We start from the raw sequence: 25,053 nt of genomic DNA, 5'->3' as shown, positions 1-25,053 counted from the left end.
GGGGGCGCCGGGGGTGGTCCGGATGATGGCGGGCATGTCCAAGGAACACCGCTCCGCCGGCACCTCCCGGCGCTCCCTGCTCGCCGCCCTGACCGCTACCGCGGCCGGCGCCCCGTTCGTCTCGCTGGCCGCAGCTTCCCCGGCGGGGGCCGCGACCGCCGCTCCGGCCGCCGCTGCGCCCTCCGCCGTGCCCGCCGCCGTCGGCACGCACGGGCTCACCACCCCCCGTTCCGCCGTCACCGTCGCCGACCTCGGTGCCGACTGGTTCTCCCCGGTCGCCCTCGGCCCGCTGGTGGCCGCCGTGCTGGCCGGCACCCCGGCCCGTACCGAGGTGACCTCGGGCGGGAAGCGGGTGGCGCTGCTGACGCGCGGCGCGCGGACGGTGGTGCTGGCGGGGCCGGAGCGGACCTTCGCCGAGAACAAGCAGCCGTTCGTCGACGAGTTCAAGCGGACGCTGCCGCTGCTGTCGCTGCCGGTCGCGGACCGCCAGTACTGGGGCACCGCCACGACCGACACCCGCGACGCGGCGGGCGGCGGCAGCTGGAGCACCCTGGGCGGGCCCGACCCGGAGACGGGGGCCGTTTCGGACTACTCCGTGCTGCCCGGCACCGGGATCATCAACCTGACCTCGGACCACGCCAGCCGCCACGCGACCGTCCGCGACGACGAGATCACGGACGTGGACGTGCGGGCCGTGGCCGCGTTCGACAAGGTGCCGACCGGGCAGGCCTGTTCGTACGCGCTGTCCTTCGGCTACGAGAACACGCACACCAACTACCGGGCGCGGCTGTCCTTCACCACCTCCGGCGGGGTCGAGTTCCGCGTGGAGAAGGAGTTCGAGGACGCCGTCACGCAGCTCGCCCCGGCGCTGGACCTGGCCGCCTCCGGGGTCCCGGCGGGCACGCAGTGGACGATCCGGGTGCGCCGCGAGGGCGCCCGGATCCGGGCCAAGGCCTGGCGCTCGGCCTCGGCGGAGCCGGCGGCCTGGTCCTTCGACACCACGGACACCACCGCGTCGCGCCGCCTCACCAAGGGGCGGGTGGGCCTGCGGGCCCTCGCGAACGACGGCTGCACCAACCTGCCGCTGAAACTGGCCGTCAGCCGCTTCGAGGTCACCGAGTGCACCTGGGAGACCCCGCCGACGGTGACCCACGGCGACTGGGTGCGGGTCCTGGAGCAGCCGTTCGACGGGACGTGGACCCCGGCGCTGGAGCAGCAGATCCGGGCCTGGGCCGGTTCCACGGCCCCGGACGTGCTGGCGTACGCGGCGATGTTCCTGCCGGGTGCGGCGGCGGTGACCGCAGGGGCCGGGAAGGCGGCCGGCCAGCAGGTGCTGGGGCGTTCCGGGTACGGGTACCTGGACCCGCAGGGCAACCGGTACGAGGGGGCCGACTTCCACGAGTACATGGAGACCGGCTGGACCTTCCCCGACGGGGCGTACACCGGGCCGTCCAGCAAGCAGGGCGGGAACCTGGACTGCTCCGGGTACACGCGGATGGTCTTCGGCTACCACCACGGGGTGCCGTTGGCGGCGGGCGCCGACACCTCGGGGACGCGGCTGCCGCGCAAGTCCCGCGACATGGTGGACCACGCCCCGGGCGTGCGGATCGCGCAGCGGACGGGCACGGGGACGCAGCCGCTGCCCGTACCGCTGCTCCAGCCCGGTGACCTCGTGCTGTTCAACGCGGACTCCGGCGACGACAAGCCGACCGTGACGGTCGATCACGTGGGGATCTACCTGGGGCTGGACGCGGGCGGGCAGCGGCGGTTCCTCTCCAGCCGGAAGACGGGGAACGGGCCGACGATGGCGGACCTGGCGGGGGCGTCCACGCTGGACGGGGCGGGGACGTACGCGAAGTCGCTGCACACGGTGCACCGGATCTGACGGATTCCCGGTCCCGACGTGCTCGGGCTGAGGGGGTGGGGCGGTGCCGTGCGGGAGGGCGGGTGCGGGTGGGCCGCTGCGCGGGGCTGTTCCCCTCCCCGCCCCTTCCCGAAACTGGGGCTCTGCCCCAGACCCCGCGCCTCAAGCGCCGGCGGGGCTGGATTGGCCGGGGTGGGCGGGTCAGGTGCTGCCGGCAGGGTGAGGAGGTGCTCCTGGGTGTCCGCGCCGCAGCCGCACCGGGGGCGCGCTGCCGGTCACGGCCACACCAGGCAGTACGGCTGGTGGCCGGCCTCGTGGAGGCGGTGGGAGAAGTCCTGCCACTCGTGGAGCAGCTGGTAGACGTTGAAGGCGTCGCGGGGGCCGCCGCGGTCGGGGACCGTGGACCAGATGAAGGCGGCGGCGCCGACGGACTCCTCGCCGATGCCCCGGAGGGGGTCGACGACCGTCATGGGGAGTTTGACCACGGCGTAGTCGGGGTGCAGGACGACCAGTTCCAGCGGGGGGACCTTGTGCAGAGGTATGCCCTCGATGCCGGTGAGGACCATGGCGGCCACGGTCTCCGGCTTGATCTTCGAGAACATGCCGCCCATGCCGAGCTCGTCGCCGCCGAGCTCCTCGGGGCGCATGGAGATGGGGACCCGCGCGGCCGTGGCGCCGTCGGGGGCGCCGAAGTACTTGTACGTCACCCCCATGCCGCGGCCACCACCCCTGCCTGCCGCCGGTACCCCCGGCGCGCCCTGAATGCCCGGTACGCCCGCCGTGCCCGAGGTGTCGGGGACCGGGGCCGCATCGGTCGTCTTGCGGCGGTGTCTGCCGCGGCGGCCGCGGGCGCGCTCAGGACCCAGGCCGTCCAGGCCGTCGGTGCCCTCGCCCGGTCCACCACCGCGTTGCATATCTCCACCCGACCGCTCTACCGGCTGCCCGGACCCCACCGCGCAGCCTGATCATCATGGCAGTGACCTCCCCCGCGGTACGAGGGTGAAACACGACGGAGCCGCGCCGCTGGAACACGACGCTGAAACACGGCCGCGAAACACCTGCCCGCAAGACGGTCCGGGGCTCTGACACCATGGCTGGTGTGAGCTACCCATACCAGGCCCCAGTTTCGCAGACTCTTTTCGACCGGGCGGCAGTCGTGACCCCCGGCGGCGTGAACTCTCCCGTACGCGCGTTCCGCGCCGTGGGCGGTACGCCCCGGTTCATGGTGTCCGGTACCGGTCCGTACCTCACGGATGCCGACGGTCGCGAGTACGTCGACCTCGTGTGCTCCTGGGGACCGATGATCCTCGGCCACGCGCACCCCGAGGTGCTGGCGGCGGTGCAGGAGGCGGTCGCCCGCGGCACCTCCTTCGGTACGCCGGGCGAGGGCGAGGTCGCGCTCGCCGAGGAGATCGTGGCGCGGATCGAGCCGGTGGAGCAGGTCCGCCTGGTGTCCTCCGGTACCGAGGCGACGATGTCGGCGATCCGGCTGGCGCGCGGTTTCACGGGCCGGGCGAAGGTGGTGAAGTTCGCGGGCTGCTACCACGGGCACGTGGACGCGCTGCTGGCCGCGGCGGGTTCGGGCCTGGCCACCTTCGCGCTGCCGGACACCCCGGGTGTCACGGGCGCGCAGGCCGGGGACACCATCGTGCTGCCGTACAACGACCTCGAGGCGGTCCGGGCGGCCTTCGCGGCGCACCCGGGCGAGATCGCCTGTGTGATCACCGAGGCGGCCCCGGGCAACATGGGCGTGGTCACGCCGGCCGAGGGCTTCAACCAGGGCCTGGCGGACCTGTGCCGGGAGAACGGCGCGCTGTACATCTCCGACGAGGTGATGACCGGATTCCGCACCAGCCGCGCCGGCTGGTACGGCGTGGACGGGGTCAAGCCGGACCTGATGACCTTCGGCAAGGTCATGGGCGGCGGCTTCCCGGCGGCGGCCTTCGGCGGCCGTGCGGACGTCATGGGCCACCTGGCGCCGGCCGGCCCGGTCTACCAGGCGGGCACGCTCTCCGGGAACCCGGTGGCGACGGCCGCGGGCCTGGCGCAGCTGAGGCTGCTGGACGCGGCGGCGTACGAGAAGGTCGACGCGGTCTCGGCGGAGGTCCAGGGCCTGGTGACGGGCGCGCTGGCGAAGGAGGGCGTGGCGCACCGGCTGCAGACCGCGTCCAACATGTTCTCGGTGTTCTTCACCGCGGACGCCGTGCGCAACTACGACGAGGCGAAGCAGCAGGAGAGCTTCCGCTTCAACGCGTTCTTCCACTCGATGCTGTCGCAGGGCGTGTACCTGCCGCCGTCGGCCTTCGAGTCCTGGTTCGTGTCGACCGCCCACGACGAGCGGGCCGTCGAGCGGATCGCCGCGGCCCTGCCCGCCGCCGCCCGTGCCGCCGCGGAGGCCACCGGTGAGCGCTGAGCCGAAGGCCGCCGCGGGCGGCGAGGAGATCACCGTCGTGCACCTGGTGCGCCACGGCGAGGTGGAGAACCCGGACGGGGTCCTGTACGGGCGCCGGGCCGGCTACCACCTGTCCGCGCTGGGCCGGCAGATGGCGGACCGGGTGGCCGAGCACCTGGAGGGCCGGGACATCGCGTACGTCGTGGCCTCCCCGCTGGAGCGGGCGCAGGAGACGGCCTCGCCGATCGCCAAGAGCCACGGCCTGGAGCTGGCGACGGACCGCCGGCTGCTGGAGGCGGAGAACGTCTTCGAGGGCAAGACCTTCGGCGTGGGCGACGGCGCGCTGAAGAAGCCGGGCAACTGGAAGCACCTGACGAACCCGTTCAAGCCCTCCTGGGGCGAGCCGTACATCGAGCAGGTCGTGCGGATGAACGGCGCGCTGGAGGCGGCGCGGGACGCGGCGCGCGGGCACGAGGCGGTGGCGGTCAGCCACCAGCTGCCGATCTGGATCGTGCGCAGCTTCGCGGAGAAGCGGCGGCTGTGGCACGACCCGCGGCGCCGGCAGTGCACGCTGGCCTCGCTGACCTCGTTCACGTACCAGGGCGACCGGCTGGTGTCGGTGGGCTACAGCGAGCCGGCGCGGGACCTGGTCCCGGCGCACCTGCTGGCGGGCGCCAAGCCGGTGAAGGGGAAGTCGAAGGCCTTCGGGGCCTGAGCGCCGGATCCGATCGTTACCGTTTCGTCGTCATAAGGGCGGGTCCCGCGGGAACCGGCGCGCCGGGCCGATGACTCCTACCAATTGTCCGTTTATATGGGCGGTGTGGGGATTCGTGGCGACGGGGACGGGACGGTGCGCATGAGCAGGGTCGAAGGCATAGGCGGGATAAGCCGCAGGGGAGCGCTGGGGCTCGGGCTCGGGGCGGCGGCCGCGATCGGGATCGCGGGCTGCAGCTCCGGGGACGGCTCCGGCGCCCTCCGGCCGGGCGGGGGCAGGTCGGGGGGCGGCCCCGGCAAGCCCTCCGGGCCCCCGGTGCGGCTCATAGGCGACGGCTCCACGGCGGACACGGGCCCGCAGCCGCACCAGCCGCCGAAGCCGGTGCCGCTCCAGCCGGGGGAGACCCCGCCGCAGTTCGTGGTGTTCAGCTGGGACGGCGCGGGGGAGGTCGGCAACGGGCTCTTCCCGCGGTTCCTGAAGCTCGCCAGGGACCACCGCGCGGCGATGACCTTCTTCCTCTCCGGGATCTACGTGCTCCCGGAGTCGAAGAAGAACCTGTACGACCCGCCGAAGAACCCGGTCGGCGCCTCCGACATCGGGTACCTGAAGGACGAGAATGTCCGCCTGACCCTGCAGAACGTGCGCCGGGCCTGGCTCGACGGCCACGAGATAGGCACCCACTTCAACGGGCACTTCTGCGGAGGCTCCGGCTCCGCGGGCAACTGGACCCCGGCCGACTGGCAGAGCGAGATAGACCAGGCGAAGTCCTTCGTGAAGAACTGGCGGACGAACACCGGCTTCACGGACCTGGAGCCGCTGCCCTTCGACTACGACAAGGAGCTGGTCGGCGCCCGCACCCCCTGCCTGCTCGGCCAGGACCGGCTGCTGCCCACCGCCGAGAAGCTGGGCTGGCGCTACGACGCGAGCTCCCCGGGCGGCCTCCAGACGTGGCCGAAGAAGAAGGGGAGGGTGTGGGACCTGCCGCTCCAGGCGGTGCCGTTCCCCGGGCACTCCTTCGAAGTGCTGTCGATGGACTACAACATCCTCGCCAACCAGTCGAAGAACACCACCCGCGGCGTCCCCGCCCACTACCCGGCCTGGCGCCGGCAGGCCACCGGCGCCTACCTGAACGGCTTCCGCCGGGCGTACGAGTCGAACCGCGCCCCGCTCTTCATCGGCAACCACTTCGAGGAGTGGAACGGCGGGATCTACATGGACGCCGTCGAGGAGGCCCTCAAGGCCATGGCGGACAAAAGGGACGTACGACTCGTATCCTTCCGGCAGTTGGTGGACTGGCTCGACGTCCAGGACCCCGCCGTCCTCGCCAGACTGCGCACCCTCGCCCCCGGGCAGCCCCCGGCCGGCGGCTGGAACGCGTACCTCAAGGCCGCCTGAACCCGCCCCCGCGCCCGTTCCCGGCCCCGCCTCCGAGCCGCCGCCGACCTCGGCTTCCGCACCCCTCCGCAGGGCCCGCGGGGGGCGCGGAAGATCCACAAAACGCCCATGCGAAACTTTTCACATGAGCCTTAGCCGCGCCCCCCGACGCCGTCGCTCGACCAGCGGCCGGCGCGCCCTCCTGCTGACCGCGGCGACCGCCGCGGGCGCCCTCACCCTCACCGCCTGCGGCGGGTCGGACGACGGCGGGGGCAACACCTCCAAGGGATCCGGCGTCAACTTCGTGATCGGCAAGGGCGGCATCTCCACCGTCGCGAAGGCCGAGCGCAAGCCGGCCCCGGAGCTCGCCGGGAAGACCGTCGACGGCGAACAGCTCGACGTCGCCGACCTCAAGGGCAAGGTCGTCGTCCTCAACGTCTGGGGCTCCTGGTGTGCGCCCTGCCGCGGCGAGGCCCCGCACTTCGCGAAGGTCTCCAAGGAGCTCAAGTCCAAGGGCGTGGAGTTCGTCGGGATCAACATCCGCAACACCACGCAGGCCGCCCGGGCCTTCGACGAGGAGTTCGGGATCACGTACCCGAGCCTGCACGACCCGGACAGCCGGCTGCTGCTGCGCTTCCCCAAGGGCACGCTGAGCCTGAAGACCATCCCGTCGACCCTCGTGCTCGACCGGGACGGCAAGATGGCCGCCCGCGCGCTCACCGGCCTGAACGGCGAGCAGCTGCGCAAGATGGTCGAACCGATCGCGGCGGAGAAGTGATCCGGTGCTGACCCTCGCCGCCGAGGTCAACGAGACCGTGCTGAGCGGGGCCCTGCTGCTGGCCCTGCCCATCGCCCTCCTGGCCGGGCTCGTCTCCTTCTTCTCGCCCTGCGTGCTGCCGCTCGTACCGGGCTACCTGTCCTACGTCACCGGGGTGAGCGGCACCGACCTCGCGGAGGCCCGGCGCGGCCGGATGGCCGCCGGGGCGGGACTGTTCATCCTCGGCTTCACCGCCGTGTTCGTCTCCGGCGGCGCCCTCTTCGGCTACTTCGGCGACACCCTCCAGGAGCACCGGGAGATCATCTCGCGGGTGCTCGGCGTGGTGGTGATCGTCATGGGCCTCTTCTTCATGGGCCTGATCCCCGGGCTGACGATGCGGGAGTTCCGCTTCCACAGGAAGCCCGCCGCCGGCCTGGCGGGCGCACCGATACTGGGCGTGCTCTTCGGCATCGGCTGGACCCCCTGCATGGGCCCCACCCTCGCCGCCGTGACCGCCCTCTCCCTCGACCAGGCCAACGCCGGCCGGGCCGCCGTGCTGACCGTGGCCTACTGCCTCGGCCTCGGCGTGCCGTTCGTCGTCACCGCCATCGCCTTCCGCAAGGCGCTCGGCGCGTTCGGGTGGGTCAAGCGGCACTACGCATGGGTGATGCGCATCGGCGGAGGGATGCTGATCCTCACCGGTCTGCTGCTCGTCACAGGTGTGTGGGACACCATCGTCAGCGAGATGCAGGTGTGGACCCAAGGCTTCACGGTGGGGATCTGAGAACGAATGAGTACGCGCGTATGAGTACGACCGACAACAAGGCCGCCGCAGAGGCGGCCCCCGGGCCCGCGGCCGAGGACGAGCTCGCCGAGGCCGGCGGGGCCCTGTCCACCGCCCCCCGCGAGGAGGGTGCGGGCGCCCCCGCGGCCGCCGGGGTGCTCGGGATGCTCCGCTGGACCTGGCACCAGCTCACCTCGATGCGGGTGGCGCTCCTGCTGCTCCTGCTGCTCTCCCTCGGCTCGATCCCCGGCTCGCTCGTCCCGCAGACGGACGTCGACGAGCTCAAGGTCGCCGAATGGCAGGAGAAGCACTCGGGGTGGGTGCCCCTCTTCGAGAAGCTCCAGCTCTTCGACGTGTACAGCTCGGTGTGGTTCTCCGCGATCTACATCCTGCTGTTCGTCTCGCTCATCGGCTGCATCGTCCCGCGCACGTGGAAGTTCGTCGGCGAGATCCGCGGGATCCCCGTACGCACCCCCAGGCGCCTGGACCGGCTGCCCGCGTACGCGACCTGGCGCACCGCCGCCTCCCCCGAGGAGGTGCTCGCGGCCGGCCGCGGCGCGCTCGGCGGCCGCCGCTTCCGCACCGAGGCCCGTGAGGACTCCCTCATCGGGGAGAAGGGCTACCTGCGCGAGGCCGGGAACCTGGTCTTCCACATCGCCCTGATCGTGATGCTGGTCGCCTTCGCCTGGGGCCAGCTCTTCAAGTCCGAGGGCGGCAAGCTCGTCCTCCGCGGCACCGGGTTCTCGAACACGATGACCCAGTACGACGACTTCCGCTCCGGCAGCCTCTTCGACCGCGACTCCCTGCCGCCGTTCAGCTTCACCCTCGACCGCTTCGACGCGACGTACGAGCGCACAGGCCCGCAGAAGGGCACCCCGCGCACCTTCAAGGCGCACGTGACCTACAGCGAGGGCGCGTACGGCGCCCCGAAGAAGGCCGAGATCGAGGTCAACGAGCCGCTGGAGATCGACGGCGCCAAGGTCTACCTCATCGGCCACGGCTACGCGCCCGTCATCTCGGTGACCGACCCCCGCGGCAAGGTGATCTTCAAGGAGGCCGTGCCGCTGCTCCCGATGGACTCGAACATCACCTCCTCCGGCGCGGTCAAGGTCACCGACGGCTACCGCGACAAGAACGGCAAGAAGGAGCAGCTCGGCTTCAACGCCTTCTTCGTGCCGACCTTCGCCGGCGCCGGCAAGGGCCAGATGTTCTCCCAGTTCCCCGCCCTGGACTACCCGGTGCTCGCCCTCAGCGCGTACCACGGCAGCCTCGGCGTGGACTCGGGCCTGCCGCAGAACGTGTACCGCCTCGACAAGCGGAAGATGCAGGAGTTCAAGGACAAGGACGGGCAGCTCTTCAAGCAGCGCTTCCGGCCCGGCGAGACCATGGTCCTGCCGAACGGCGCCGGCACCGTGAAGTTCGAGGGCGTCGAGCGCTGGGCCACCTTCCAGATCTCCCAGCAGCCGGGCAACGGGCTCGCCCTCGCGGGGGCCGTCGCCGCCGTCCTGGGCCTCGCCGGCTCCCTGTTCATCCAGCGCCGCCGCGTCTGGATCCGCGCCGTACCCGCCGGGGACGGCACCACCCGCGTCGAGCTGGCGGGCCTGGCCCGCAGCGAATCGGCCCGGCTCCCGGAGGAGCTGGGCGAGCTGGCGGCCGCCGTGCACGAGCGGGCGCCCGCCGTGCCAGAGTCGGACACCCCGGCAGCACCAGCACCCGTACCCGCAGCAGCAGAGGAAGAGGAAGGAGAGCGCGGATGAGCACCACGACGCTCGCGGTCGCCGCCAACGAGAACCTGGCGCAGATCAGCAACGTGCTGATCTACTCGTCGATGGCGGTCTACACGCTCGCCTTCTTCGCCCACATCGCCGAATGGGTCTTCGGCAGCCGCAGCAGGGTCGGCCGCACGGCCGCCGCGCTCACCGGCGCGAAGACCGCCGCGGCCGCCCCCGCGGTCCAGGTGCGCTCCGCCGGCGGGACCGCCGTCCTCGACAAGCCGAAGGTCGTCACCCGCTCCGCCGCCGGCACCCGCGAGGTCCCCGACGGCCCGGGCGCCGCGGGCGGCACCGAGAAGGGCGACCTGTACGGGCGGATCGCGGTCTCCCTGACCACCCTCGGCTTCCTCGTCGAGGCGGCCGGAGTGGCCACCCGCGCCCTGTCGGTGCAGCGCGCCCCCTGGGGCAACATGTACGAGTTCTCGATCACCTTCTCCACGGTGGCCGTCGGCGCGTACCTGGTGCTGCTCGCCGCGAAGAAGAACGTCCGGTGGATGGGCCTGATCCTGGTCACCACCGTGCTGCTGGACCTCGGCGTGGCCACCACCTGGCTCTACACCGAGAGCGACCAGCTGGTCCCGGCGCTCGACTCGTACTGGCTGTGGATCCACGTCTCCACCGCGATCATCTGCGGGGCGGTCTTCTACATCGGCGCCGCCGGCACCGTCCTGTACCTCTTCCGCGACGCGTACGAGGCCAAGCTGGAGCGCGGCGGCAAGCCGGGCCGGTTCGCGAGCTCGGTGCTGGAGCGGCTGCCCGCCGCCGCCTCGCTGGACAAGTTCTCGTACCGGATCAACGCCGCGGTCTTCCCGCTGTGGACCTTCACGATCATCGCGGGCGCCATCTGGGCCGGCGACGCGTGGGGCCGCTACTGGGGCTGGGACCCCAAGGAGGTCTGGTCCTTCGTCACCTGGGTCGCGTACGCCTGCTACCTGCACGCCCGCGCCACCGCCGGCTGGAAGGGCCGCAAGGCCGCCTACCTGGCCCTTTTCGCCTTCGCCTGCTGGATCTGGAACTACTACGGCGTGAACATCCTGCTCAGCGGCAAGCACTCGTACGCGGGCGTCTGAGCCGCAGGAGCACGCAGGACGCACGAAGCGCAGAACGCCCCCGGGATCCCGTCCCGGGGGCGTTCTCGCGCAGTCCGCGCGCCGGTCAGTTCTTCGGGTCGTCCGCGTCCCCGTCCCGGTCCTTCTCCTTGTCCCGGCCGCGCTCCTCGTCCAGGGACTTCAGGAAGTCGGGGTTGTCGTCCGGGGCCACCCAGCGGGTGCGGCCGCCGCCGCGGCCCCCGGCGGACGGGACCCTCTTCTTGCCGGCGAACAGCCACACCAGCGGCCCGACGATCGAGAACAGCAGGATGATGATCACCCACACCACCTTCGGGAGGTGCTTGACCTCCTCCTCGGGCGTGTTCAGGCAGTCGATGAACGCGTAGATCGTCAGCGCGATGATCAGCAGGAAGGGCAGATAGCGCAGCACGGTGTGGGTCCGACCCCCAGGGCACGGTTGGAACGGCGGCGGGGCCGCGGCGGGCCCCGGTGACGCTTCCAGGGTAGTGCGTGGCGGATACTTGGCCGCATGGCTTACGACGATCTCCGCTCGCTGCTCCGGGCTCTGGAGCGGGAGGGCGACCTCAAGCGCATCAAGGCCGAAGTGGACCCGTACCTCGAGGTCGGGGAGATCGTCGACAGAGTGAACAAGGCGGGCGGCCCCGCCCTCCTCTTCGAGAACGTCAAGGGCTCCGCCATGCCCCTGGCGATGAACGTCTTCGGCACCGACCGCCGCCTCCTGAAGGCCCTGGGCCTGAAGTCGTACGGCGAGATCAGCGAGAAGATCGGCGGACTGCTCAAGCCGGAGCTGCCGCAGGGGTTCATCGGGGTCCGCGAGGCCTTCGGCAAGCTCGGCTCGATGGTGCACGTGCCGCCGAAGAAGGTGAAGTCCGACTCCGCGCCCGTGCAGGAGGTGGTCCTCACCGGCGAGCAGGTGGACCTGGACCTGCTCCCGGCCCTGTTCACCTGGCCCAAGGACGGCGGCTCCTTCTTCAACCTCGGCCTGACCCACACCAAGCACCCGGAGACCGGGGTCCGCAACCTCGGCCTGTACCGGCTCCAGCGCCACGACAAGCGCACCATCGGGATGCACTGGCAGATCCACAAGGACAGCCGCAACCACTACGCCGTCGCCGCCGAGCGCGGGGAGCGGCTGCCGGTCGCCATCGCCTTCGGCTGCCCGCCCGCGGTGACGTACGCGTCGACCGCGCCGCTGCCGGGGGACATCGACGAGTACCTGTTCGCCGGCTTCGTGGCGGGCAAGCGGATCGAGATGGTCGACTGCAAGACCGTCCCGCTCCAGGTCCCGGCGAACGCCGAGGTCGTCGTCGAGGGCTGGCTGGAGCCGGGGGAGATGCTGCCGGAGGGGCCCTTCGGGGACCACACCGGCTTCTACACCCCGCAGGAGCCCTTCCCCGCGCTGAAGATCGACTGCATCACCATGCGCAAGCGGCCGCTGATCCAGTCGATCGTGGTGGGCCGGCCGCCGACGGAGGACGGGCCGCTGGGCCGCGCCACCGAGCGGTTCTTCCTGCCGCTGCTGAAGATCATCGTCCCGGACATCGTGGACTACCACCTGCCCGAGTCGGGCGGCTTCCACAACTGCGCGATCGTCTCGATCGACAAGAAGTACCCGAAGCACGCCCAGAAGGTGATGCACGCCATCTGGGGTGCGCACATGATGTCGCTGACCAAGCTGATCGTCGTGGTCGACAAGGACTGCGACGTCCACGATCTGCACGAGGTGTCCTGGCGGGCGCTGGGCAACACCGACTACGCGCGCGACCTGACCGTGGTCGAGGGCCCCGTGGACCATCTGGACCACGCCTCCTACCAGCAGTTCTGGGGCGGCAAGGCGGGCATCGACGCGACGAAGAAGCTTCCCGAGGAGGGCTACACCCGCGACGGCGGCTGGCCCGACATGGTGGAGTCGGACCCGGCGACGGCGGCCCTGGTGGACCGCCGCTGGAAGGAGTACGGGCTGTGAGCGGCTCGGACGGCACGGAGCTCGGCGGTCCCGCCCTGTTCCTCGGTACGGACACCCCCTGCGTGGCGCTGCTCCGCCCCGAGCTGGACCCGGCGGACCCGGGCCTGCGGGAGGCGGCGGAGCTGGCGGGGGTGAGCCCGGAGGAGTTCGCCGGGGACTCCGGCGTGTGGCAGGTCCTGGCGGACCGCACGGACGGCGAGGGCCGCGGCTTCGAGCTGCCGGAGCTGGCCGACGCCGAGGCGGCGGCCTTCGCGGACGAGCTGCTGGCCGCGCTGGGCGCGGTGGCCGACGGCGGCGCGGACTTCGAGCTGTCGCTGGCCGACGGCGCGCTGTCGGTGGCGGGTTCGGGCGCGGGCGACGACCGGGTGTCCGTACGGGCGCGGGTGGTCCCGCCGGCGGAGGGCGGCGAGCCGGGCGACGGCGGTCCGCTGGAGGTCGAGCTCGGCACCCTGGCCGTGGCGGAGCTGAGCGCCGGTCTGGAGCAGTTCCGGGAGAGCCTCGCATGATGGCCACCGCCGACGGGGTCGTCGGACCCGGTCCCGCAGCCCCGGGGGCCGACGGGAAGGTGAAGGCCTTCCTGCGGCTCGTGATGATCGAGCACTCGGTCTTCGCGCTGCCGTTCGCGTACATCGCCGCGCTGACGGCGATGTTCCGGGACGGCGGCGGGGTGCAGTGGGTGACCCTGCTGCTGGTCACCGTCGCCATGGTGGGCCTGCGGACCTTCGCGATGGCCTGCAACCGGATCATCGACCGGGAGATCGACGCCCGCAATCCGCGGACGGCCTCCCGGGAGCTGGTCACGGGCGCGGTGTCGGTGCGGACGGCGTGGACCGGGGCCGGGATCGCCGTGGCGGTCTTCCTCGGGGCGGCGGCCCTGCTGAACCCGCTGTGCCTGGCGCTGGCGCCGGTCGCGGTGGTGCCGATGGTGGTCTACCCGTACGGCAAGCGCTTCACGAACTTCCCGCACGCCATCCTGGGCCTGGCCCAGGCGATGGGCCCGGTGGGCGCCTGGCTGGCGGTGACCGGCGAGTGGTCCTGGGAGGCGGTGGTCCTGGGCCTGGCCGTCGGCGTGTGGATCGGCGGCTTCGACCTGATCTTCGCCTGCCAGGACGTGCAGGCCGACCGGGCCGAGGGGGTCATGTCGGTCCCGGCGCGCTTCGGGATCCCCGCGGCCCTGTGGGGCGCGCGCGCCTGCCACGCCGTCACCATGGGCCTGTTCGCCTGGTACGCCCTGATGACGGACGCCGGGGCCTTCTTCTGGGCGGGCCTGCTGATCGTGGCGGCGGCCTTCGTGTACGAGCACACGATCGTGACCCCGCACGACCTGTCCCGCCTGAACCGGGCCTTCTTCACGGTGAACGGTTTCATCGGGATGGCCCTGTTCGTGTGCGCGCTGGCCGACCTGGTGGCCCGCGGGCTGACGGTCTAGCACCTGAGCCGCGCCGGGCCCGGTGTGGCCGGATACCCTCGGACCCATGACTGACGGCAAGCGCACCCCGTGGGTGGTCGGGGTTTCCGGGGCGTCCGGGACGCCGTACGCCGCGGCGGTGCTGCGGGGGCTGATCGAGGCGGGCGAGGACGTCGACCTCGTGGTCAGCCGGGCCTCGCGGCTCACCCTGCTGGACGAGACGGGGATCTCCTACCGGGACGCGCACTGGCGCGAGGACCTGGCGGCGTGGCTGGCGCGCGGCGCCGACGGGAAGCCGGACACCTTCACGGGGCTGGACCTGGGCGGCGTGCGGCACTGGGCGGCCGGCGACCTGGCGGCGGGGCCGAGCAGCGGCTCGTACCCGGTGAAGGGGATGCTGATCGTGCCGGCGTCCACGGCCTGTGTGGCCGGGGTGGCGCTCGGACTGTCGAAGGACCTGCTCCAGCGGGCGGCGAGCGTGACGCTCAAGGAGCGGCGCCGGCTGGTGGTGGCGGTGCGGGAGACCCCGCTGAGCGGTCAGACGCTCAAGGCACTGGTGGCGCTGGACGAGGCGGGCGCCGTGGTGCTGCCCGCCTCTCCGGCGTTCTACGCGGGTGCGACGCACATCCAGGATCTGGTGGACTTCGTCGCGGGGCGGGTGCTGGACGCGGCAGGGGTGCCGCACCGGCTGTACCGCCGTTGGGAAGGAGAGCTGGGAGGCTCTCGTGGCGCTTAGCGCTTGGGGGCGGCGGTCCGGCGGCGGGTCTTGTCGACGCGCTGGGCGACAGCCGGCTGGTGGGCACGGGATCGGTTGGCCAGCTCCTGCAGCTGTCGCATGTGAGCGTAGGCCATCTCGATCGTGTACACGGTGAACCACTCCTGAAAGATCGTCTTTGATCTGCTGAAAGATTCACAGGGCGTTGACCCTGTGTGCCTTAGATTCTATACGTAAACTCGCGGGATCGCTGAACAATGGAAGGCTCCAGGCATATGGACGCGGTGGACAGGCAGCTCATCCAGGCACTCAGGGAAAACGGCCGGGCGTCGTACGCCGAGCTGGGACGGCTCGTGGGCCTCTCCGGCCCGAGCGTCACGGACCGGATCAACCGGCTGGAGACGGCCGGGGTGATCACCGGCTACCGGGCCACGGTCGACGCGGCCTCGCTCGGCCTGGGCGTGACGGCCCTCATCGGCATCTCCCTCTCCGACGCGGCCGACCACGAGGACGTGGCCCGCAGGCTGCGCGACCTCGCCGAGATCGAGGACTGCTGGTTCATCGCCGGCGACGACTCGTACATGCTCAAGGTCCGCGCGAACGACGTGGACGGGCTGGAGAAGATCATCCGCAAGCTCTCCGGCACCAAGGGCGTCTCGCGCACCCGCACCACCATCGTGCTCTCCACCAAGTGGGAGAACCGGGTCGGGGACCTGCCCGAAGAGCACTGAGAGTACGGTGGGGCGGGAGCTGCGGGGCGGTAGCCATGCAGCAGCAGGACAGCAGCAGGAAGATCGAGGAGGCGACCACCGCATGGACGCTGGGCTCAAGCGTGAGCTGGAGGAGAAGGTCCGCTCCGGCGAGCGGCTGACCCGTGAGGACGGCATCGCCCTCTACGCGTCGGACGACCTGGCCTGGCTGGGCGGTCTCGCCCACGAGGTGCGCACGCGCAAGAACGGCGACGTCGTGCACTTCAACGTCAACCGCCACCTCAACATGACCAACGTGTGCACCGCCTCGTGCGCGTACTGCTCGTTCCAGCGCAAGCCGGGCGAGAAGGACGCGTACACGATGCGCATCGAGGAGGCCGTCCGCCTCGCCAAGGCGATGGAGAACGAGAACCTCACCGAGCTGCACATCGTCAACGGCCTGCACCCGAACCTGCCGTGGCGCTACTACCCGCGCTCCCTCTCCGAGCTGAAGAAGGCGCTGCCGAACGTCTCCCTGAAGGCCTTCACCGCCACCGAGATCCACCACTTCGAGACCATCTCCGGGCTGTCCGCCTCGGAGATCCTCGACGAGCTGATCGAGGCCGGCCTGGAGTCCCTGACCGGCGGCGGCGCGGAGATCTTCGACTGGGAGGTCCGCCAGCACATCGTCGACCACCGCACCCACTGGGAGGACTGGTCGCGCATCCACCGGCTCGCGCACGAGAAGGGTCTGAAGACCCCGTGCACGATGCTGTACGGGCACATCGAGGAGCCGCGCCACCGCGTGGACCACGTGCTGCGGCTGCGTGAGCTCCAGGACGAGACCGGCGGCTTCCAGGTCTTCATCCCGCTGCGCTACCAGCACGACTTCGTGGACATGCAGGACGGCAAGGTGCGCAACAAGCTCCAGGCGCGCACCACGATGGCGACGGGCGCCGAGGCCCTGAAGACCTTCGCGGTCTCCCGGCTGCTCTTCGACAACGTGCCGCACGTGAAGGTCTTCTGGGTGATGCACGGCGTGCAGACCGCCCAGCTGGCCCTCCAGCACGGCGCCGACGACATGGACGGCTCGGTCGTCGAGTACAAGATCACGCACGACGCGGACAACTACGGCACGCCGAACAAGCTGACCCGCGACGACCTGCTCGACCTGATCCGCGAGGCCGGCTTCCGGCCGGTCGAGCGCAACACCCGCTACGAGGTCATCCGGGAGTACCCGGGCCCGGACGCCGGGCTGCGCGAGTCGCCGCAGCCGATGCGGGTCTGAGGCCCTGCGGCCCTCCCGGCCCCTCCCGCCGTACGCACGGACAGGGCGGCGCCCCCGGTGATCCCGGGGGCGCCGCCCTCGTGCGTGTCCGGGGCGAATTCCCTGGCCATGCGAGATGGTAATAGTTAAGCTTCGGATATGACCCTTACGTTTGTCCTCGATCCCGCGCCCGGTCCGGAGCTGTACGAGGACGTCCTGAGCCTGTGGACGGACGTCACCAACGCCGGCGGCGCCGTCGGCTTCGTCGCCCCGGTGGTCCCCGACGACATCCGCCCCCAGCTCGACAAGCAGTTCGCCGAGGTCGCCCGGGGCCGCTCCACGCTGCTCGTGGGCCTCGGCCCCGACGGCCGCGCGGCCGCCGCCGCCTTCCTGACCCGCAACACCCACCGGCTCCAGCTGCACTGGGTCTGGGCCTACACCGTCATGGTCCACCCGCGCCTCCAGGGGCGGGGCCACGGGCGGGAGCTGATGGCCGCGCTGGCCGACGCCGCCCGCTCCCTCGGGGGCATCGAGGCCGTCCGGCTCGGGGTCCGCGGCGGGATGGGCCTGGAGCAGTTCTACGCCTCCTGCGGCTACAAGGAGGTCGGCCGGGTCCCGGACGCCGTCCGGGTCGCCCCCGGCGACGACCGCGACGACATCACCATGCTGCTGCCGCTGCACTGAGGACGGGACCCGGGGCCCGGGACCCCGGGAGCCCCGGCCCGTGCTCAGCGGGGCAGGCCCGCCGCGAGGGAGTCCAGGAGGGCGCTCAGCCGGGCCGCCTCCGGGGCCGACAGCCGCCCCAGGGCCGCCCGCTGGGCCTGCGCCAGCTCGGCCGCGACCCCGGCCGCCGTCTCGATCCCGGGCGCGGTGAGCCGTACGGTCAGCCGCCGCCGGTCCTCCGGTACGGGCAGCCGTACCGCCAGGCCCGCCGCCTCCAGCCGGTCCACGGCCCCGGTCAGGGCGCCCGAGGTGACGCCCAGCACCCCGGCCAGCCCGCCCGGGGAGCGGGCGTACGGGGCGCCCGCCGCGTACAGCTCCGCCAGCAGCCGCACCCCGGTCCGGGACAGGCCGTGGCGGCGGCACAGCGGCCGGGTCCGCTCCTCCAGGGCCTGCGCCAGCCGCTCGGCGCAGGCGAACAGCTCGGCGGCGGTGGGGGGCGGCGGGGCCGGGCCCGCGGGGGCGGCGGGGGCGGCGGGGGCCGCGGCGGCGGCTGCCGGGGCCACCGTCAGCCGCCCGCGGGCGGCACCGGGACGACGCGGGCGAAACCGCGCTGGTGCCACACCAGGCCGCCCGCCGGCTCCGGGCCGATCCCGTCCCCCTCGACCGCGGTGACCCGGCCGATCAGGATCGTGTGGTCCCCGCCGTCCAGGGCCGCGTACCGCTCGCACACCAGCCGCATCGCACTGTCGGCGAGCCCCGGGGCCGCCCCCGGGCCCGGCGCGAGCCGGACCCCGTCGAAGCGGCGGTCGGGGCGGCCGGCGAACTGCAGGGCCAGGGCCCCGTCCCCGGGCCCGAGCAGGTTCACGCAGAACGCGTCCGCCGCGGCCAGCGCGTCGTGCGCCGAGGAGCCCCGGTCCAGGCAGACCAGGAACAGCGGCGGGTCCAGCGACAGCGAGGACACCGCGCTCGCGGTCAGCCCGCGGGCGGTCCCGTAGGAGTCGTAGCAGGTCACGACGGTCACGGGGGCGGCGAGCGCGGCCATCGCGGCCCGGAACTCCTGGGCCGAGACCCCGGTGCGCTCCAGCAGGGCGGGGCTCATCGGACGGCCTCCGGGTCCCGCGGGGCGGCGGCGGGCAGGACGGCCGGGGAGGGGGCGAGCCAGCGGCCCGCGGGGGTGCCGGTGAAGCCCCCGGCCGCGTCCCAGACCCGCTCGCCGCCCTTGACGACGGTGGTGAACCGGCCCCGGAACAGCCAGCCCTCGTACGCCGACCAGCCGCACTTGGCCTGGATGTCCTCCCGGGCGGGCTGCCAGCGCTGCGCCGGGTCGAGGACCGCCAGGTCCGCGTCCGCGCCGACGACCAGCCGGCCCTTGCCGGGCAGCCGGAACAGGTCCGCGGGCCCGGAGCCCATCAGGCGGGCCAGGTGGACGGCCGCCTCGTCCGGGTCGACGCGCCGGGTCATCATGCCGGTCCAGGCGGCGGTGGCCAGCTCCTGCACCCCGGGCAGGCCCGGCGGGGCGTCCGCGGGGACCTTGTTCTTCTCCTCGACGGTGTGCGGGGCGTGGTCGCTGCCCAGGCTCGCGGCCTCCCCCGACAGGGCGGCCCGCCACAGCCGGTCCTGGTCCGTGAGCCCGCGGATGGCGGGGGAGAGGCGGGTGCGCGGGCCGCGCCGGCAGGTGTCGGCGTCGGTGAAGGAGAGGTGGTGGCCGGTGACCTCGAAGGTCAGGGGCAGCCCCTCCTGGGCGGCGGCGACCAGCATGTCGGCCTCCTCCGCGGTGGAGGCGTGCAGGATGTGGGCGCGGGTGCCGTACGTGCGGACCAGCTGGATCACCTTGGCGCAGGCCACGATGGCGCCGGAGCGCGGGCGGTGGGGCTCGTACTCGTCGTAGGAGCCGGGGTCCCCGCGCCAGGTGTCGAGCAGGTCGAAGACGTGCTGGTCCTCGGCGTGCAGGACGAGCTGGACGTTGCCGCGGGCGGCGGCCGCGAAGGCCTCTTCCAGGGCCCGCCAGTCCCGGAAGACCACGGGGGCGGTGTGGTGCCCGGCCATGAACACCTTCGCGGAGGTGGCGACTTCGGGGTCGAGGGTGGCCAGGACCTCGGGGTGCTCGGGGTCCGCGCCGATGTGGAAGCGGTAGTCCACCCACGAACGGCCCTCGATGATGCGGGCCTTGGCCCTCAGGTCCTCCTCGTCGAGCGACGGCGGGCGGGTGTTGGGCATGTCGAGGACGGTGGTGACCCCGCCCGCGATGGCCGCCCGGCTGGCGTGCTCCCAGTCCTCCTTGTACTCCAGGCCCGGGGTGCGGAAGTGGACGTGCGAGTCGATGAGTCCGGGCAGCACGTACCGGCCCGCGGCGTCGATCCGGGGTCCGTCGGGCAGGGCCTCGCCCGGCTCCGGCAGGGCGTCGATGCGGCCGTTGCGGATCACTACGGCGCCCTCGCGGACCCCCTCGGGGGTGACCAGGCGGCCGCCCTCCACGACGAGGTCGGCGGTGGCGGTGCGGCCGTCGATGCGGCCGGCGGGGTTCAGCGGTTCCACGAGATGCTCACCAGTTCCCTGCAGAGGTCGTTGGTCGGGCCCATGAGGGCGACGGCGCGGGCGTCGCGGCCGTACCGGTTCACCGGGTGCCCCTCGACGTACCCGGCCGAGCTGAGGATGCGCTCGACCTCGGTGACGACGAGGTCGGCGGCGGCGGAGGCGAAGAGCTTGGAGTGCAGCGTGGTCGTACCGGGGTCCGCGGACTCCCGGCGGCCGGCCCGCTCGACGAGCGCGCGGGCGGACTCGACCTGCGTGGCCAGGTCCACGAGCCGGTACTGCACCGACTGGTGGACGTGCAGCCCGCGCTTGCGGACGTGCTCGTGCGCGGAATCCAGGGCGGCCTGCGCCAGCCCCACGGCCACCGCGCCGAGGGTGGCCCCGGACTCGCGGACCCGGGCGATGACGGAGGCGGCCACCCCCTCGGCGCCGAGCCGGTCGGCGTCGGTGACCCGGCAGTCGTGCAGGTCCACGAAGCCGGTGGCGGAGCCGCGCATCCCGGCCAGCCGCATCGAGGTGTCGGGGACCAGCCCCGGATTGTCCCCGCGGACCAGGAAGAAGGTCTGGCCGGCGGCGCCGTAGCCGGTGTCCTCGGCGCCGGGGGCCGCATCCGGGCCGGTCTGGGCGAGGACCAGGTAGACGTCGGCGAGGCCCGCGCTGGTGGTGAAGGCCTTCGCCCCGTGCAGGGACCAGCCGCTGTCGCCGGTGCGGGTGCCGCGGGTGGCCAGGTTCTTCTTGTTGGCGCCCGCACCGGTCTCGCTCCACGCGGACGCGGCCAGCCACTCGCCGGAGGCCAGCTTCGGCAGCAGGGTGCGGTGCTGGGCGGGACTGCCCTGCTCCACGATCCGGCTGCTGACCGCGAAGTGCTGGAACAGCATGATCGCGGCGGAGCCGTTGACCGAGGCCACCTGCTCCACGCAGCGGTTGAGGTCCACGGGGCCCGCGCCCGCCCCGCCGAACTCGCGCGGTACGGCCAGGCCCAGCAGGCGGCCCGTACGGAGCGCCGCCACGGCCGCGCGGTCGGGTTCGCCGCTGCGGTCGGCGGCCTCGGCGCACCGGCGCAGCTCCTCGCGCACCCCGGGGTCGAGGTCGGCCAGGGAGAGCCTCAGGCCGTCCGCGGCGGGGCCGGGAGCGGTATCGGGGGCGGGGGCCGGGGTGGTCAGACGGGCAGTGGCAGGCATGCGCGCTCCTGGGACGGGGCCGGGGCCGGGGAGGAGGGGACGGGCGCCGCGGCCGCGGCGGCGCGGGCGTGGGCGGCGGGGTGGGCGGTGCTGTGGTCGGCGGTGTGGACGTGGGTGGCGGTGTGGGCTGGTACGGGCACGGCGTCGGCGGGTGCCGGGGGGCCGGCGGGGGCCGCTGCCCGCGGCCCGGCCCCGGCCGCGGGCCGCGGCGGGAAGCGGAAGCGGCTCGCGGGCAGTCCCGCCCAGCCCTGGTAGTCGACCTGCTTGCCGCCGACGGACACCCAGGCCAGCCGCGGCCCGGTGCCGGTCACCACGGACGAGGCGGACACGCTCAGGGCGCCGCCCGGCGTGACCAGCCGGACCGGTCCGCCGCGGTGCCCGCCCTGCCGGGCGAGGGACCAGGGCACGCTGCCCTCGATGCCGACGGCGGTGCCCAGGCAGATGGCGCCGGTCAGGGCCAGGGTCGGGTGCCAGGACGGCACCGAGACCGCCCGGACGGCCAGGGCGCCGCCCGGCTCCCCCAGCACGGCCGCGACCTTGGGGAAGGCCCCCGAGGGGTCCCAGCCCTGCTGCTCGCAGACCGCGAGGCGGATCCGCAGGAACTGCTCGAAGAGGTCCGGGCCCGCCCCGAAGAGCTGCTCTCGGGTCTCCAGGCCGAGGTGCGCGGCGGGCACGAACACGTACGGGTTGCCCATCGAGACCAGCGAGACGGGGACGACCGTCCGGTCCACGTGCACCTCGGTGACGGGCTCGCCGGTCATGAGGAGCTCGGCGACGGGCTTGGTCGGCGTGCAGAGGAAGTGCGCGGTGAAGCGGGTGCCGCCCTCGGCGGCCTCCTCCACCTCGCAGACCACGTTGTCGCCGTTGTTGAGCACGTTCACGCGCACCCGGGCCCCGGCCGCCAGCGGCGCGATCATCCCGGACCGGGCCGCCGCCTCGACGGCCGCCAGGATGGAGTGGCCGCAGGAGCCGCGCAGGTCGAAGGAGTCGTGGGACTGCGGCAGCGACTGCACGAAGCGGTAGTCCAGGTCGAACAGCGGATGCGCCGAGGGCTGCACGACCGCGTTCTTCAGGACGTGCCCGGCGCCGTCCGCGGCCAGGTCGGCCCGGATCCCGGCGAGACTGCCGAGCAGCTCCTCCGTCTCACCGGGCAGGCCGCGGCCGTCGAGGACCAGGGTGGGGCAGGGCGCGCCGTGCGCGGCGGCGAGGTAGCCGCTCACCGGACCCCCTGCGCGGCGGCCGGGGCGGTCGCCGCGAGGGCGCCGCGGCCGAAGAACTGGCCGCGCCACATCTGGTGGGACATCAGGGCCCACAGGGCCAGGGAGGCGCGGTCGGAGGGGCGCGCCGCCTGCTCCTCGAAGAGGGCGGCGACGGTCTCGGGCCGGATCCGGCCGTCGGCGCGCAGCGCGGACCCGGACAGGGCGTCGCGGGCCACGTCCCACAGGGCCTGGCCGGGGGCGAGCATGGCCGTGACGGGCAGGGTGAAGGGCTGCTTGGGCCGGTTCAGGACGCTGTCGGGGACGAGTCCGCGGGCGGCCTCGTACAGGGCGCGCTTGACCCCGCCGCCCGCCGACGCGTCGATCTTCTGCGCGTCGGTGAGGGAGGTGGCGAAGCGGACGACCTGCGGCTGGCAGAACGGCAGCCGGGCCTCGACGGAGCTGGCCATCGAGAGGTGGTCGACGCGCCTCAGGTGGTAGGAGGGCAGCCGGTACTGCTGCTCGACCGCGCAGATCCGGCGCATCCGGCTGCCGGCGCCGTTCTCCAGCGTCTGCGTCAACTCGGCGGGCAGGGCCGGGCCGTGGGCCCGTACGGCCTCGGCGTACGCGTCGGTGTAGAGGTCCTCGCGCAGGCTGCGGGGGACCGCGGACAGGTGGTCGAGGTAGTCCTGCACCCAGCCGGAGCCCTCGGGGGCGGCCACGGCCTGGGTCATCCGGGCGTACCCGCCGAAGAGTTCGTCGGCGGCGTCTCCGGTGAGGGCGACCTTGAAGCCGGCGTCGCGGACGGCGCGGAAGAGGGAGAACGTCGACAGGGTGATCGGGTCGGCATTGGGCTGGCCCAGGTGCCAGACCACGTCGGCGAGCAGGTCGGGGAAGGTCGACGGGTCGATCTCGACCTGGTGGTGGACGGTGCCGGCGCGGCGGGCCACCTCGGCGGCGTAGGCGCGCTCGTCGGAGGGCCAGGTGCCGGTGTAGGCGATGTTGAAGGTGTGCAGTTCGCGGGCGCTGCGGGCCGCGAGGGCGGTGACGAGGCTGGAGTCGAGCCCGCCGGAGGTGATCGCGGCGACGGGCGCGTCGGCGATCAGCAGGCGGGAGACCTCGCGGCCGAGCAGCTCGCGCAGCTCCTCCCCGGCCCGGTGCAGGCTGCGGGAGGCGTCGGCGCCGGCGGTGGTGTGGCCGAGCGGGCGGGTGGTGATCCGCAGTCCGCCCCGGCGGCCGACCACGGCGGTGGCGGCCGGGGGCAGCACGCCGATCCCGCGGAACATGGTGCGCTCGCCGAAGGGGGTCTTGGAGACGAGGTAGGCGTCGAGCCCGAACTCGTCCTCCTCGGCGGCGACGTCGGCGAAGCCGAGCAGGGCGGGGATCTCGGAGGCGAAGCGGAACCGGCCGCGGGGCTCGTCCCAGGCGTAGTACAGCGGCTTCATGCCGGACTCGTCGGTGGCGATGACGAGCTTGGGCTCCTCGCGCAGGTCCATCACGGCGACGGAGTACATGCCGTCGAGCTGCTCGGCGAACCGCTCGCCGTACTCCAGGTACAGGGCGGGCAGTACGGAGCCGTCGCACCGGTCCGGGATGCGGTGGCCGCGGGCTTCGAGGCGGGATGCCAGCTCGCGGTGGTTGTACAGCTCGCCGTTGAAGACCACGGTGACGGCCCCGAGGCGGTACGGCTGCACGCCCCCCTCCGGGTCCATGATCGAGAGCCGGTTGTTGCCCAGGGCCCAGTCGTCCCTTCCGGTGAAGGTCTGGGCATCGGGGCCGCCGTGGCGCAGCAGGGCGGCGACGGTGCGCAGCTCCTGGTCGCTCGTACCGGCATTGAAGGATCCGTAGATACGGCACATGTCGGTCAGACCACCTGAGAGGAGACGCCGGCGGCGTCGTAGAGGGCAGGGTCGAAGGGGGTCGGGCCGCCGCAGGTCACGAAGCGGCGGGCGGCCGGGCCCGTGTGGGGGTTGCGGGCGCCGTGGAGGACGCCCGGGGCGGCGTAGAGCACGTCTCCGGCCTCGACGTCGATCCAGCGGTCGACGAGGTACATCTGGCCGATGCCCTCGAAGGCGATGAACGCCTCGTCGCTGTGCTCGTGGAGGTGGACGTTGAAGGTCTCGCCGGGCTGCTGGATACCGCAGTGCAGGCAGAGCCGGCAGCTGCCGGTGCCGGGCCAGAACAGGAAGTTCATGGTGGCGCGGGGGGCCTCGTCGGGGGCGAGCTGCCCGGTGCCGGAGAACCCGCGCAGCTGCGTCTCGTCGTCCCACAGGGTCGAGAAGAGCTTCGGGTCGCTGCCGGGTGCGGTGCCCGCGGGCAGCGGGGTCCGCCACACGTACGCGGTCATGCCCTCCGGGCCCGCGGTCAGGGTCAGGGCCCGGCCGGTGGGGGCGTAGGCGGCCGAGGCGGGCCCGGCGGGGCGGGTCTCCGTGCCGACGGCGAGGGTGCCGGAGCCCGCGAAGACCACGGCGGTGTTCTCCTCGCCCGAGGTGTTCCCGGGGCTCCAGGACGCGCCGGGGGCGACCCGTACGACGTGCAGCGTGACCCAGGTCGCGCCCGCGGCGGGGCTCACCGGGGTCGCGACCTCGGTGCCGTCGGTGCCATCGGGGCCCTGGTGGGATTCGAAGACGAATTCCCGCGAGCTGATGATCCGTGCGTCGCCGAGGTGGCCGAAAGTCTTCATGGGTGCTCCGTCCGTGCTCACTCCT

General features: G+C 73.0%; 24 protein-coding genes. 15 read left to right on the top strand and 9 right to left on the bottom strand.

What is annotated here, in order from left to right; all coding sequences use genetic code 11:
- The first annotated feature begins 34 nt into the window (after positions 1–34).
- Positions 35–1,885, top strand: coding sequence for an NlpC/P60 family protein (locus ACZ7JZ_RS02545; protein ID WP_470932316.1), 1,851 nt, complete (start codon positions 35–37; stop codon positions 1,883–1,885).
- A 254-nt stretch (positions 1,886–2,139) separates the two neighbouring features.
- Here ACZ7JZ_RS02545 and ACZ7JZ_RS02540 read toward each other — a convergent pair whose 3' ends face one another.
- Complete coding sequence (locus ACZ7JZ_RS02540; protein ID WP_470932314.1) at positions 2,140–2,778, bottom strand: hypothetical protein; 639 nt, start codon at positions 2,776–2,778, stop codon at positions 2,140–2,142.
- A gap of 176 nt (positions 2,779–2,954) precedes the next feature.
- Between ACZ7JZ_RS02540 and hemL the strand changes: the two genes are divergently transcribed.
- The 7 genes from hemL to ccsB all read left to right on the top strand — a co-directional run bounded on the left by hemL (position 2,955) and on the right by ccsB (position 10,728).
- Entirely contained in the window at positions 2,955–4,277 is a 1,323-nt protein-coding gene (hemL, locus tag ACZ7JZ_RS02535; RefSeq protein WP_470932312.1) for a glutamate-1-semialdehyde 2,1-aminomutase, read from the top strand.
- Positions 4,267–4,971, top strand: a complete 705-nt coding sequence (locus ACZ7JZ_RS02530) for a histidine phosphatase family protein (RefSeq protein ID WP_470932311.1) — start codon at positions 4,267–4,269, stop codon at positions 4,969–4,971. Before hemL ends, ACZ7JZ_RS02530 begins: the two co-directional genes overlap by 11 nt.
- Before the next feature lie 159 nt (positions 4,972–5,130).
- Positions 5,131–6,366 (top strand): polysaccharide deacetylase family protein, encoded by a 1,236-nt coding sequence (locus tag ACZ7JZ_RS02525; protein ID WP_470932466.1) that lies wholly within the window; start codon positions 5,131–5,133, stop codon positions 6,364–6,366.
- Between the two features lie 124 nt (positions 6,367–6,490).
- Entirely contained in the window at positions 6,491–7,123 is a 633-nt protein-coding gene (locus ACZ7JZ_RS02520) for a TlpA family protein disulfide reductase (protein ID WP_470932309.1), read from the top strand.
- A gap of 4 nt (positions 7,124–7,127) precedes the next feature.
- Entirely contained in the window at positions 7,128–7,886 is a 759-nt protein-coding gene (locus ACZ7JZ_RS02515) for a cytochrome c biogenesis CcdA family protein (protein WP_470932307.1), read from the top strand.
- A gap of 20 nt (positions 7,887–7,906) precedes the next feature.
- On the top strand, positions 7,907–9,643 hold the full coding sequence (gene resB / locus ACZ7JZ_RS02510) for a cytochrome c biogenesis protein ResB (RefSeq protein ID WP_470932305.1): 1,737 nt from the start codon (positions 7,907–7,909) through the stop codon (positions 9,641–9,643).
- Positions 9,640–10,728 (top strand): c-type cytochrome biogenesis protein CcsB, encoded by a 1,089-nt coding sequence (ccsB, locus tag ACZ7JZ_RS02505; RefSeq protein WP_470932303.1) that lies wholly within the window; start codon positions 9,640–9,642, stop codon positions 10,726–10,728. The genes resB and ccsB overlap by 4 nt, the downstream gene beginning before the upstream one ends.
- Positions 10,729–10,813: 85 nt before the next feature.
- Here ccsB and ACZ7JZ_RS02500 read toward each other — a convergent pair whose 3' ends face one another.
- A complete protein-coding gene (locus tag ACZ7JZ_RS02500) occupies positions 10,814–11,137 on the bottom strand; it encodes a PLD nuclease N-terminal domain-containing protein (RefSeq protein ID WP_470932301.1) in 324 nt (107 codons plus the stop codon).
- A gap of 99 nt (positions 11,138–11,236) precedes the next feature.
- Between ACZ7JZ_RS02500 and ACZ7JZ_RS02495 the strand changes: the two genes are divergently transcribed.
- The 7 genes from ACZ7JZ_RS02495 (at position 11,237) to ACZ7JZ_RS02465 (ending at position 17,457) form a co-directional block, all read left to right on the top strand.
- Complete coding sequence (locus tag ACZ7JZ_RS02495; RefSeq protein WP_470932299.1) at positions 11,237–12,694, top strand: menaquinone biosynthesis decarboxylase; 1,458 nt, start codon at positions 11,237–11,239, stop codon at positions 12,692–12,694.
- On the top strand, positions 12,691–13,200 hold the full coding sequence (locus ACZ7JZ_RS02490) for a hypothetical protein (RefSeq protein WP_470932297.1): 510 nt from the start codon (positions 12,691–12,693) through the stop codon (positions 13,198–13,200). Before ACZ7JZ_RS02495 ends, ACZ7JZ_RS02490 begins: the two co-directional genes overlap by 4 nt.
- Entirely contained in the window at positions 13,200–14,123 is a 924-nt protein-coding gene (gene mqnP / locus ACZ7JZ_RS02485) for a menaquinone biosynthesis prenyltransferase MqnP (RefSeq protein WP_470932464.1), read from the top strand. The genes ACZ7JZ_RS02490 and mqnP overlap by 1 nt, the downstream gene beginning before the upstream one ends.
- 46 nt (positions 14,124–14,169) lie before the next feature.
- Positions 14,170–14,838 carry a UbiX family flavin prenyltransferase gene (locus ACZ7JZ_RS02480; protein WP_470932295.1) on the top strand — a complete coding sequence of 223 codons (669 nt, stop codon included), beginning with the start codon at positions 14,170–14,172 and terminating at the stop codon, positions 14,836–14,838.
- A 254-nt stretch (positions 14,839–15,092) separates the two neighbouring features.
- Complete coding sequence (locus tag ACZ7JZ_RS02475) at positions 15,093–15,548, top strand: Lrp/AsnC family transcriptional regulator (RefSeq protein ID WP_470932293.1); 456 nt, start codon at positions 15,093–15,095, stop codon at positions 15,546–15,548.
- Between the two features lie 82 nt (positions 15,549–15,630).
- Positions 15,631–16,794 carry an aminofutalosine synthase MqnE gene (gene mqnE, locus ACZ7JZ_RS02470; RefSeq protein WP_470932291.1) on the top strand — a complete coding sequence of 388 codons (1,164 nt, stop codon included), beginning with the start codon at positions 15,631–15,633 and terminating at the stop codon, positions 16,792–16,794.
- 138 nt (positions 16,795–16,932) lie between these two features.
- Complete coding sequence (locus tag ACZ7JZ_RS02465) at positions 16,933–17,457, top strand: GNAT family N-acetyltransferase (protein ID WP_470932289.1); 525 nt, start codon at positions 16,933–16,935, stop codon at positions 17,455–17,457.
- A gap of 44 nt (positions 17,458–17,501) precedes the next feature.
- Here ACZ7JZ_RS02465 and ACZ7JZ_RS02460 read toward each other — a convergent pair whose 3' ends face one another.
- From ACZ7JZ_RS02460 to ACZ7JZ_RS02430, 7 genes are read right to left on the bottom strand one after another with little or no spacing between them, the layout of a single operon-like run.
- Positions 17,502–17,999: a MarR family winged helix-turn-helix transcriptional regulator gene (locus ACZ7JZ_RS02460; protein WP_470932287.1), complete on the bottom strand. Its 498-nt coding sequence runs from the start codon at positions 17,997–17,999 to the stop codon at positions 17,502–17,504.
- Positions 18,000–18,001: 2 nt separating this feature from the next.
- Positions 18,002–18,535 carry a flavin reductase family protein gene (locus ACZ7JZ_RS02455; protein WP_470932285.1) on the bottom strand — a complete coding sequence of 178 codons (534 nt, stop codon included), beginning with the start codon at positions 18,533–18,535 and terminating at the stop codon, positions 18,002–18,004.
- Positions 18,532–19,971, bottom strand: coding sequence for a dihydroorotase (locus tag ACZ7JZ_RS02450; RefSeq protein ID WP_470932283.1), 1,440 nt, complete (start codon positions 19,969–19,971; stop codon positions 18,532–18,534). Before ACZ7JZ_RS02450 ends, ACZ7JZ_RS02455 begins: the two co-directional genes overlap by 4 nt.
- On the bottom strand, positions 19,959–21,149 hold the full coding sequence (locus ACZ7JZ_RS02445) for an acyl-CoA dehydrogenase family protein (RefSeq protein ID WP_470932281.1): 1,191 nt from the start codon (positions 21,147–21,149) through the stop codon (positions 19,959–19,961). The genes ACZ7JZ_RS02450 and ACZ7JZ_RS02445 overlap by 13 nt, the downstream gene beginning before the upstream one ends.
- Complete coding sequence (locus tag ACZ7JZ_RS02440) at positions 21,128–22,369, bottom strand: PrpF domain-containing protein (RefSeq protein ID WP_470932279.1); 1,242 nt, start codon at positions 22,367–22,369, stop codon at positions 21,128–21,130. The genes ACZ7JZ_RS02445 and ACZ7JZ_RS02440 overlap by 22 nt, the downstream gene beginning before the upstream one ends.
- Positions 22,366–24,204 (bottom strand): asparagine synthase (glutamine-hydrolyzing), encoded by a 1,839-nt coding sequence (asnB, locus tag ACZ7JZ_RS02435; RefSeq protein ID WP_470932277.1) that lies wholly within the window; start codon positions 24,202–24,204, stop codon positions 22,366–22,368. Before asnB ends, ACZ7JZ_RS02440 begins: the two co-directional genes overlap by 4 nt.
- A gap of 5 nt (positions 24,205–24,209) precedes the next feature.
- On the bottom strand, positions 24,210–25,028 hold the full coding sequence (locus tag ACZ7JZ_RS02430) for a cupin domain-containing protein (RefSeq protein ID WP_470932276.1): 819 nt from the start codon (positions 25,026–25,028) through the stop codon (positions 24,210–24,212).
- Positions 25,029–25,053: the final 25 nt, after the last annotated feature.

The organism is Streptomyces sp. NPDC038213 (assembly GCF_055600495.1).
The sequence above is the reverse complement of the archived record's forward strand: the minus strand, read 5'-3'. Positions and strand labels throughout refer to the sequence as shown.

Excerpts from the sequence above, each read along its gene's own strand:
- ACZ7JZ_RS02480 (WP_470932295.1), top strand. The coding sequence starts at position 14,170 with ATGACTGACGGCAAGCGCACCCCGTGGGTGGTCGGGGTTTCCGGGGCG.
- ACZ7JZ_RS02495 (WP_470932299.1), top strand. The coding sequence starts at position 11,237 with ATGGCTTACGACGATCTCCGCTCGCTGCTCCGGGCTCTGGAGCGGGAG.
- mqnE (WP_470932291.1), top strand. The coding sequence starts at position 15,631 with ATGGACGCTGGGCTCAAGCGTGAGCTGGAGGAGAAGGTCCGCTCCGGC.
- ACZ7JZ_RS02545 (WP_470932316.1), top strand. The coding sequence starts at position 35 with ATGTCCAAGGAACACCGCTCCGCCGGCACCTCCCGGCGCTCCCTGCTC.
- ACZ7JZ_RS02475 (WP_470932293.1), top strand. The coding sequence starts at position 15,093 with ATGGACGCGGTGGACAGGCAGCTCATCCAGGCACTCAGGGAAAACGGC.
- mqnP (WP_470932464.1), top strand. The coding sequence starts at position 13,200 with ATGGCCACCGCCGACGGGGTCGTCGGACCCGGTCCCGCAGCCCCGGGG.
- ACZ7JZ_RS02455 (WP_470932285.1), bottom strand. The coding sequence starts at position 18,535 with ATGAGCCCCGCCCTGCTGGAGCGCACCGGGGTCTCGGCCCAGGAGTTC.
- ACZ7JZ_RS02445 (WP_470932281.1), bottom strand. The coding sequence starts at position 21,149 with ATGCCTGCCACTGCCCGTCTGACCACCCCGGCCCCCGCCCCCGATACC.
- resB (WP_470932305.1), top strand. The coding sequence starts at position 7,907 with ATGAGTACGACCGACAACAAGGCCGCCGCAGAGGCGGCCCCCGGGCCC.
- ACZ7JZ_RS02465 (WP_470932289.1), top strand. The coding sequence starts at position 16,933 with ATGACCCTTACGTTTGTCCTCGATCCCGCGCCCGGTCCGGAGCTGTAC.
- ACZ7JZ_RS02430 (WP_470932276.1), bottom strand. The coding sequence starts at position 25,028 with ATGAAGACTTTCGGCCACCTCGGCGACGCACGGATCATCAGCTCGCGG.
- hemL (WP_470932312.1), top strand. The coding sequence starts at position 2,955 with ATGGCTGGTGTGAGCTACCCATACCAGGCCCCAGTTTCGCAGACTCTT.
- ACZ7JZ_RS02520 (WP_470932309.1), top strand. The coding sequence starts at position 6,491 with ATGAGCCTTAGCCGCGCCCCCCGACGCCGTCGCTCGACCAGCGGCCGG.
- ACZ7JZ_RS02540 (WP_470932314.1), bottom strand. The coding sequence starts at position 2,778 with ATGCAACGCGGTGGTGGACCGGGCGAGGGCACCGACGGCCTGGACGGC.
- asnB (WP_470932277.1), bottom strand. The coding sequence starts at position 24,204 with ATGTGCCGTATCTACGGATCCTTCAATGCCGGTACGAGCGACCAGGAG.
- ccsB (WP_470932303.1), top strand. The coding sequence starts at position 9,640 with ATGAGCACCACGACGCTCGCGGTCGCCGCCAACGAGAACCTGGCGCAG.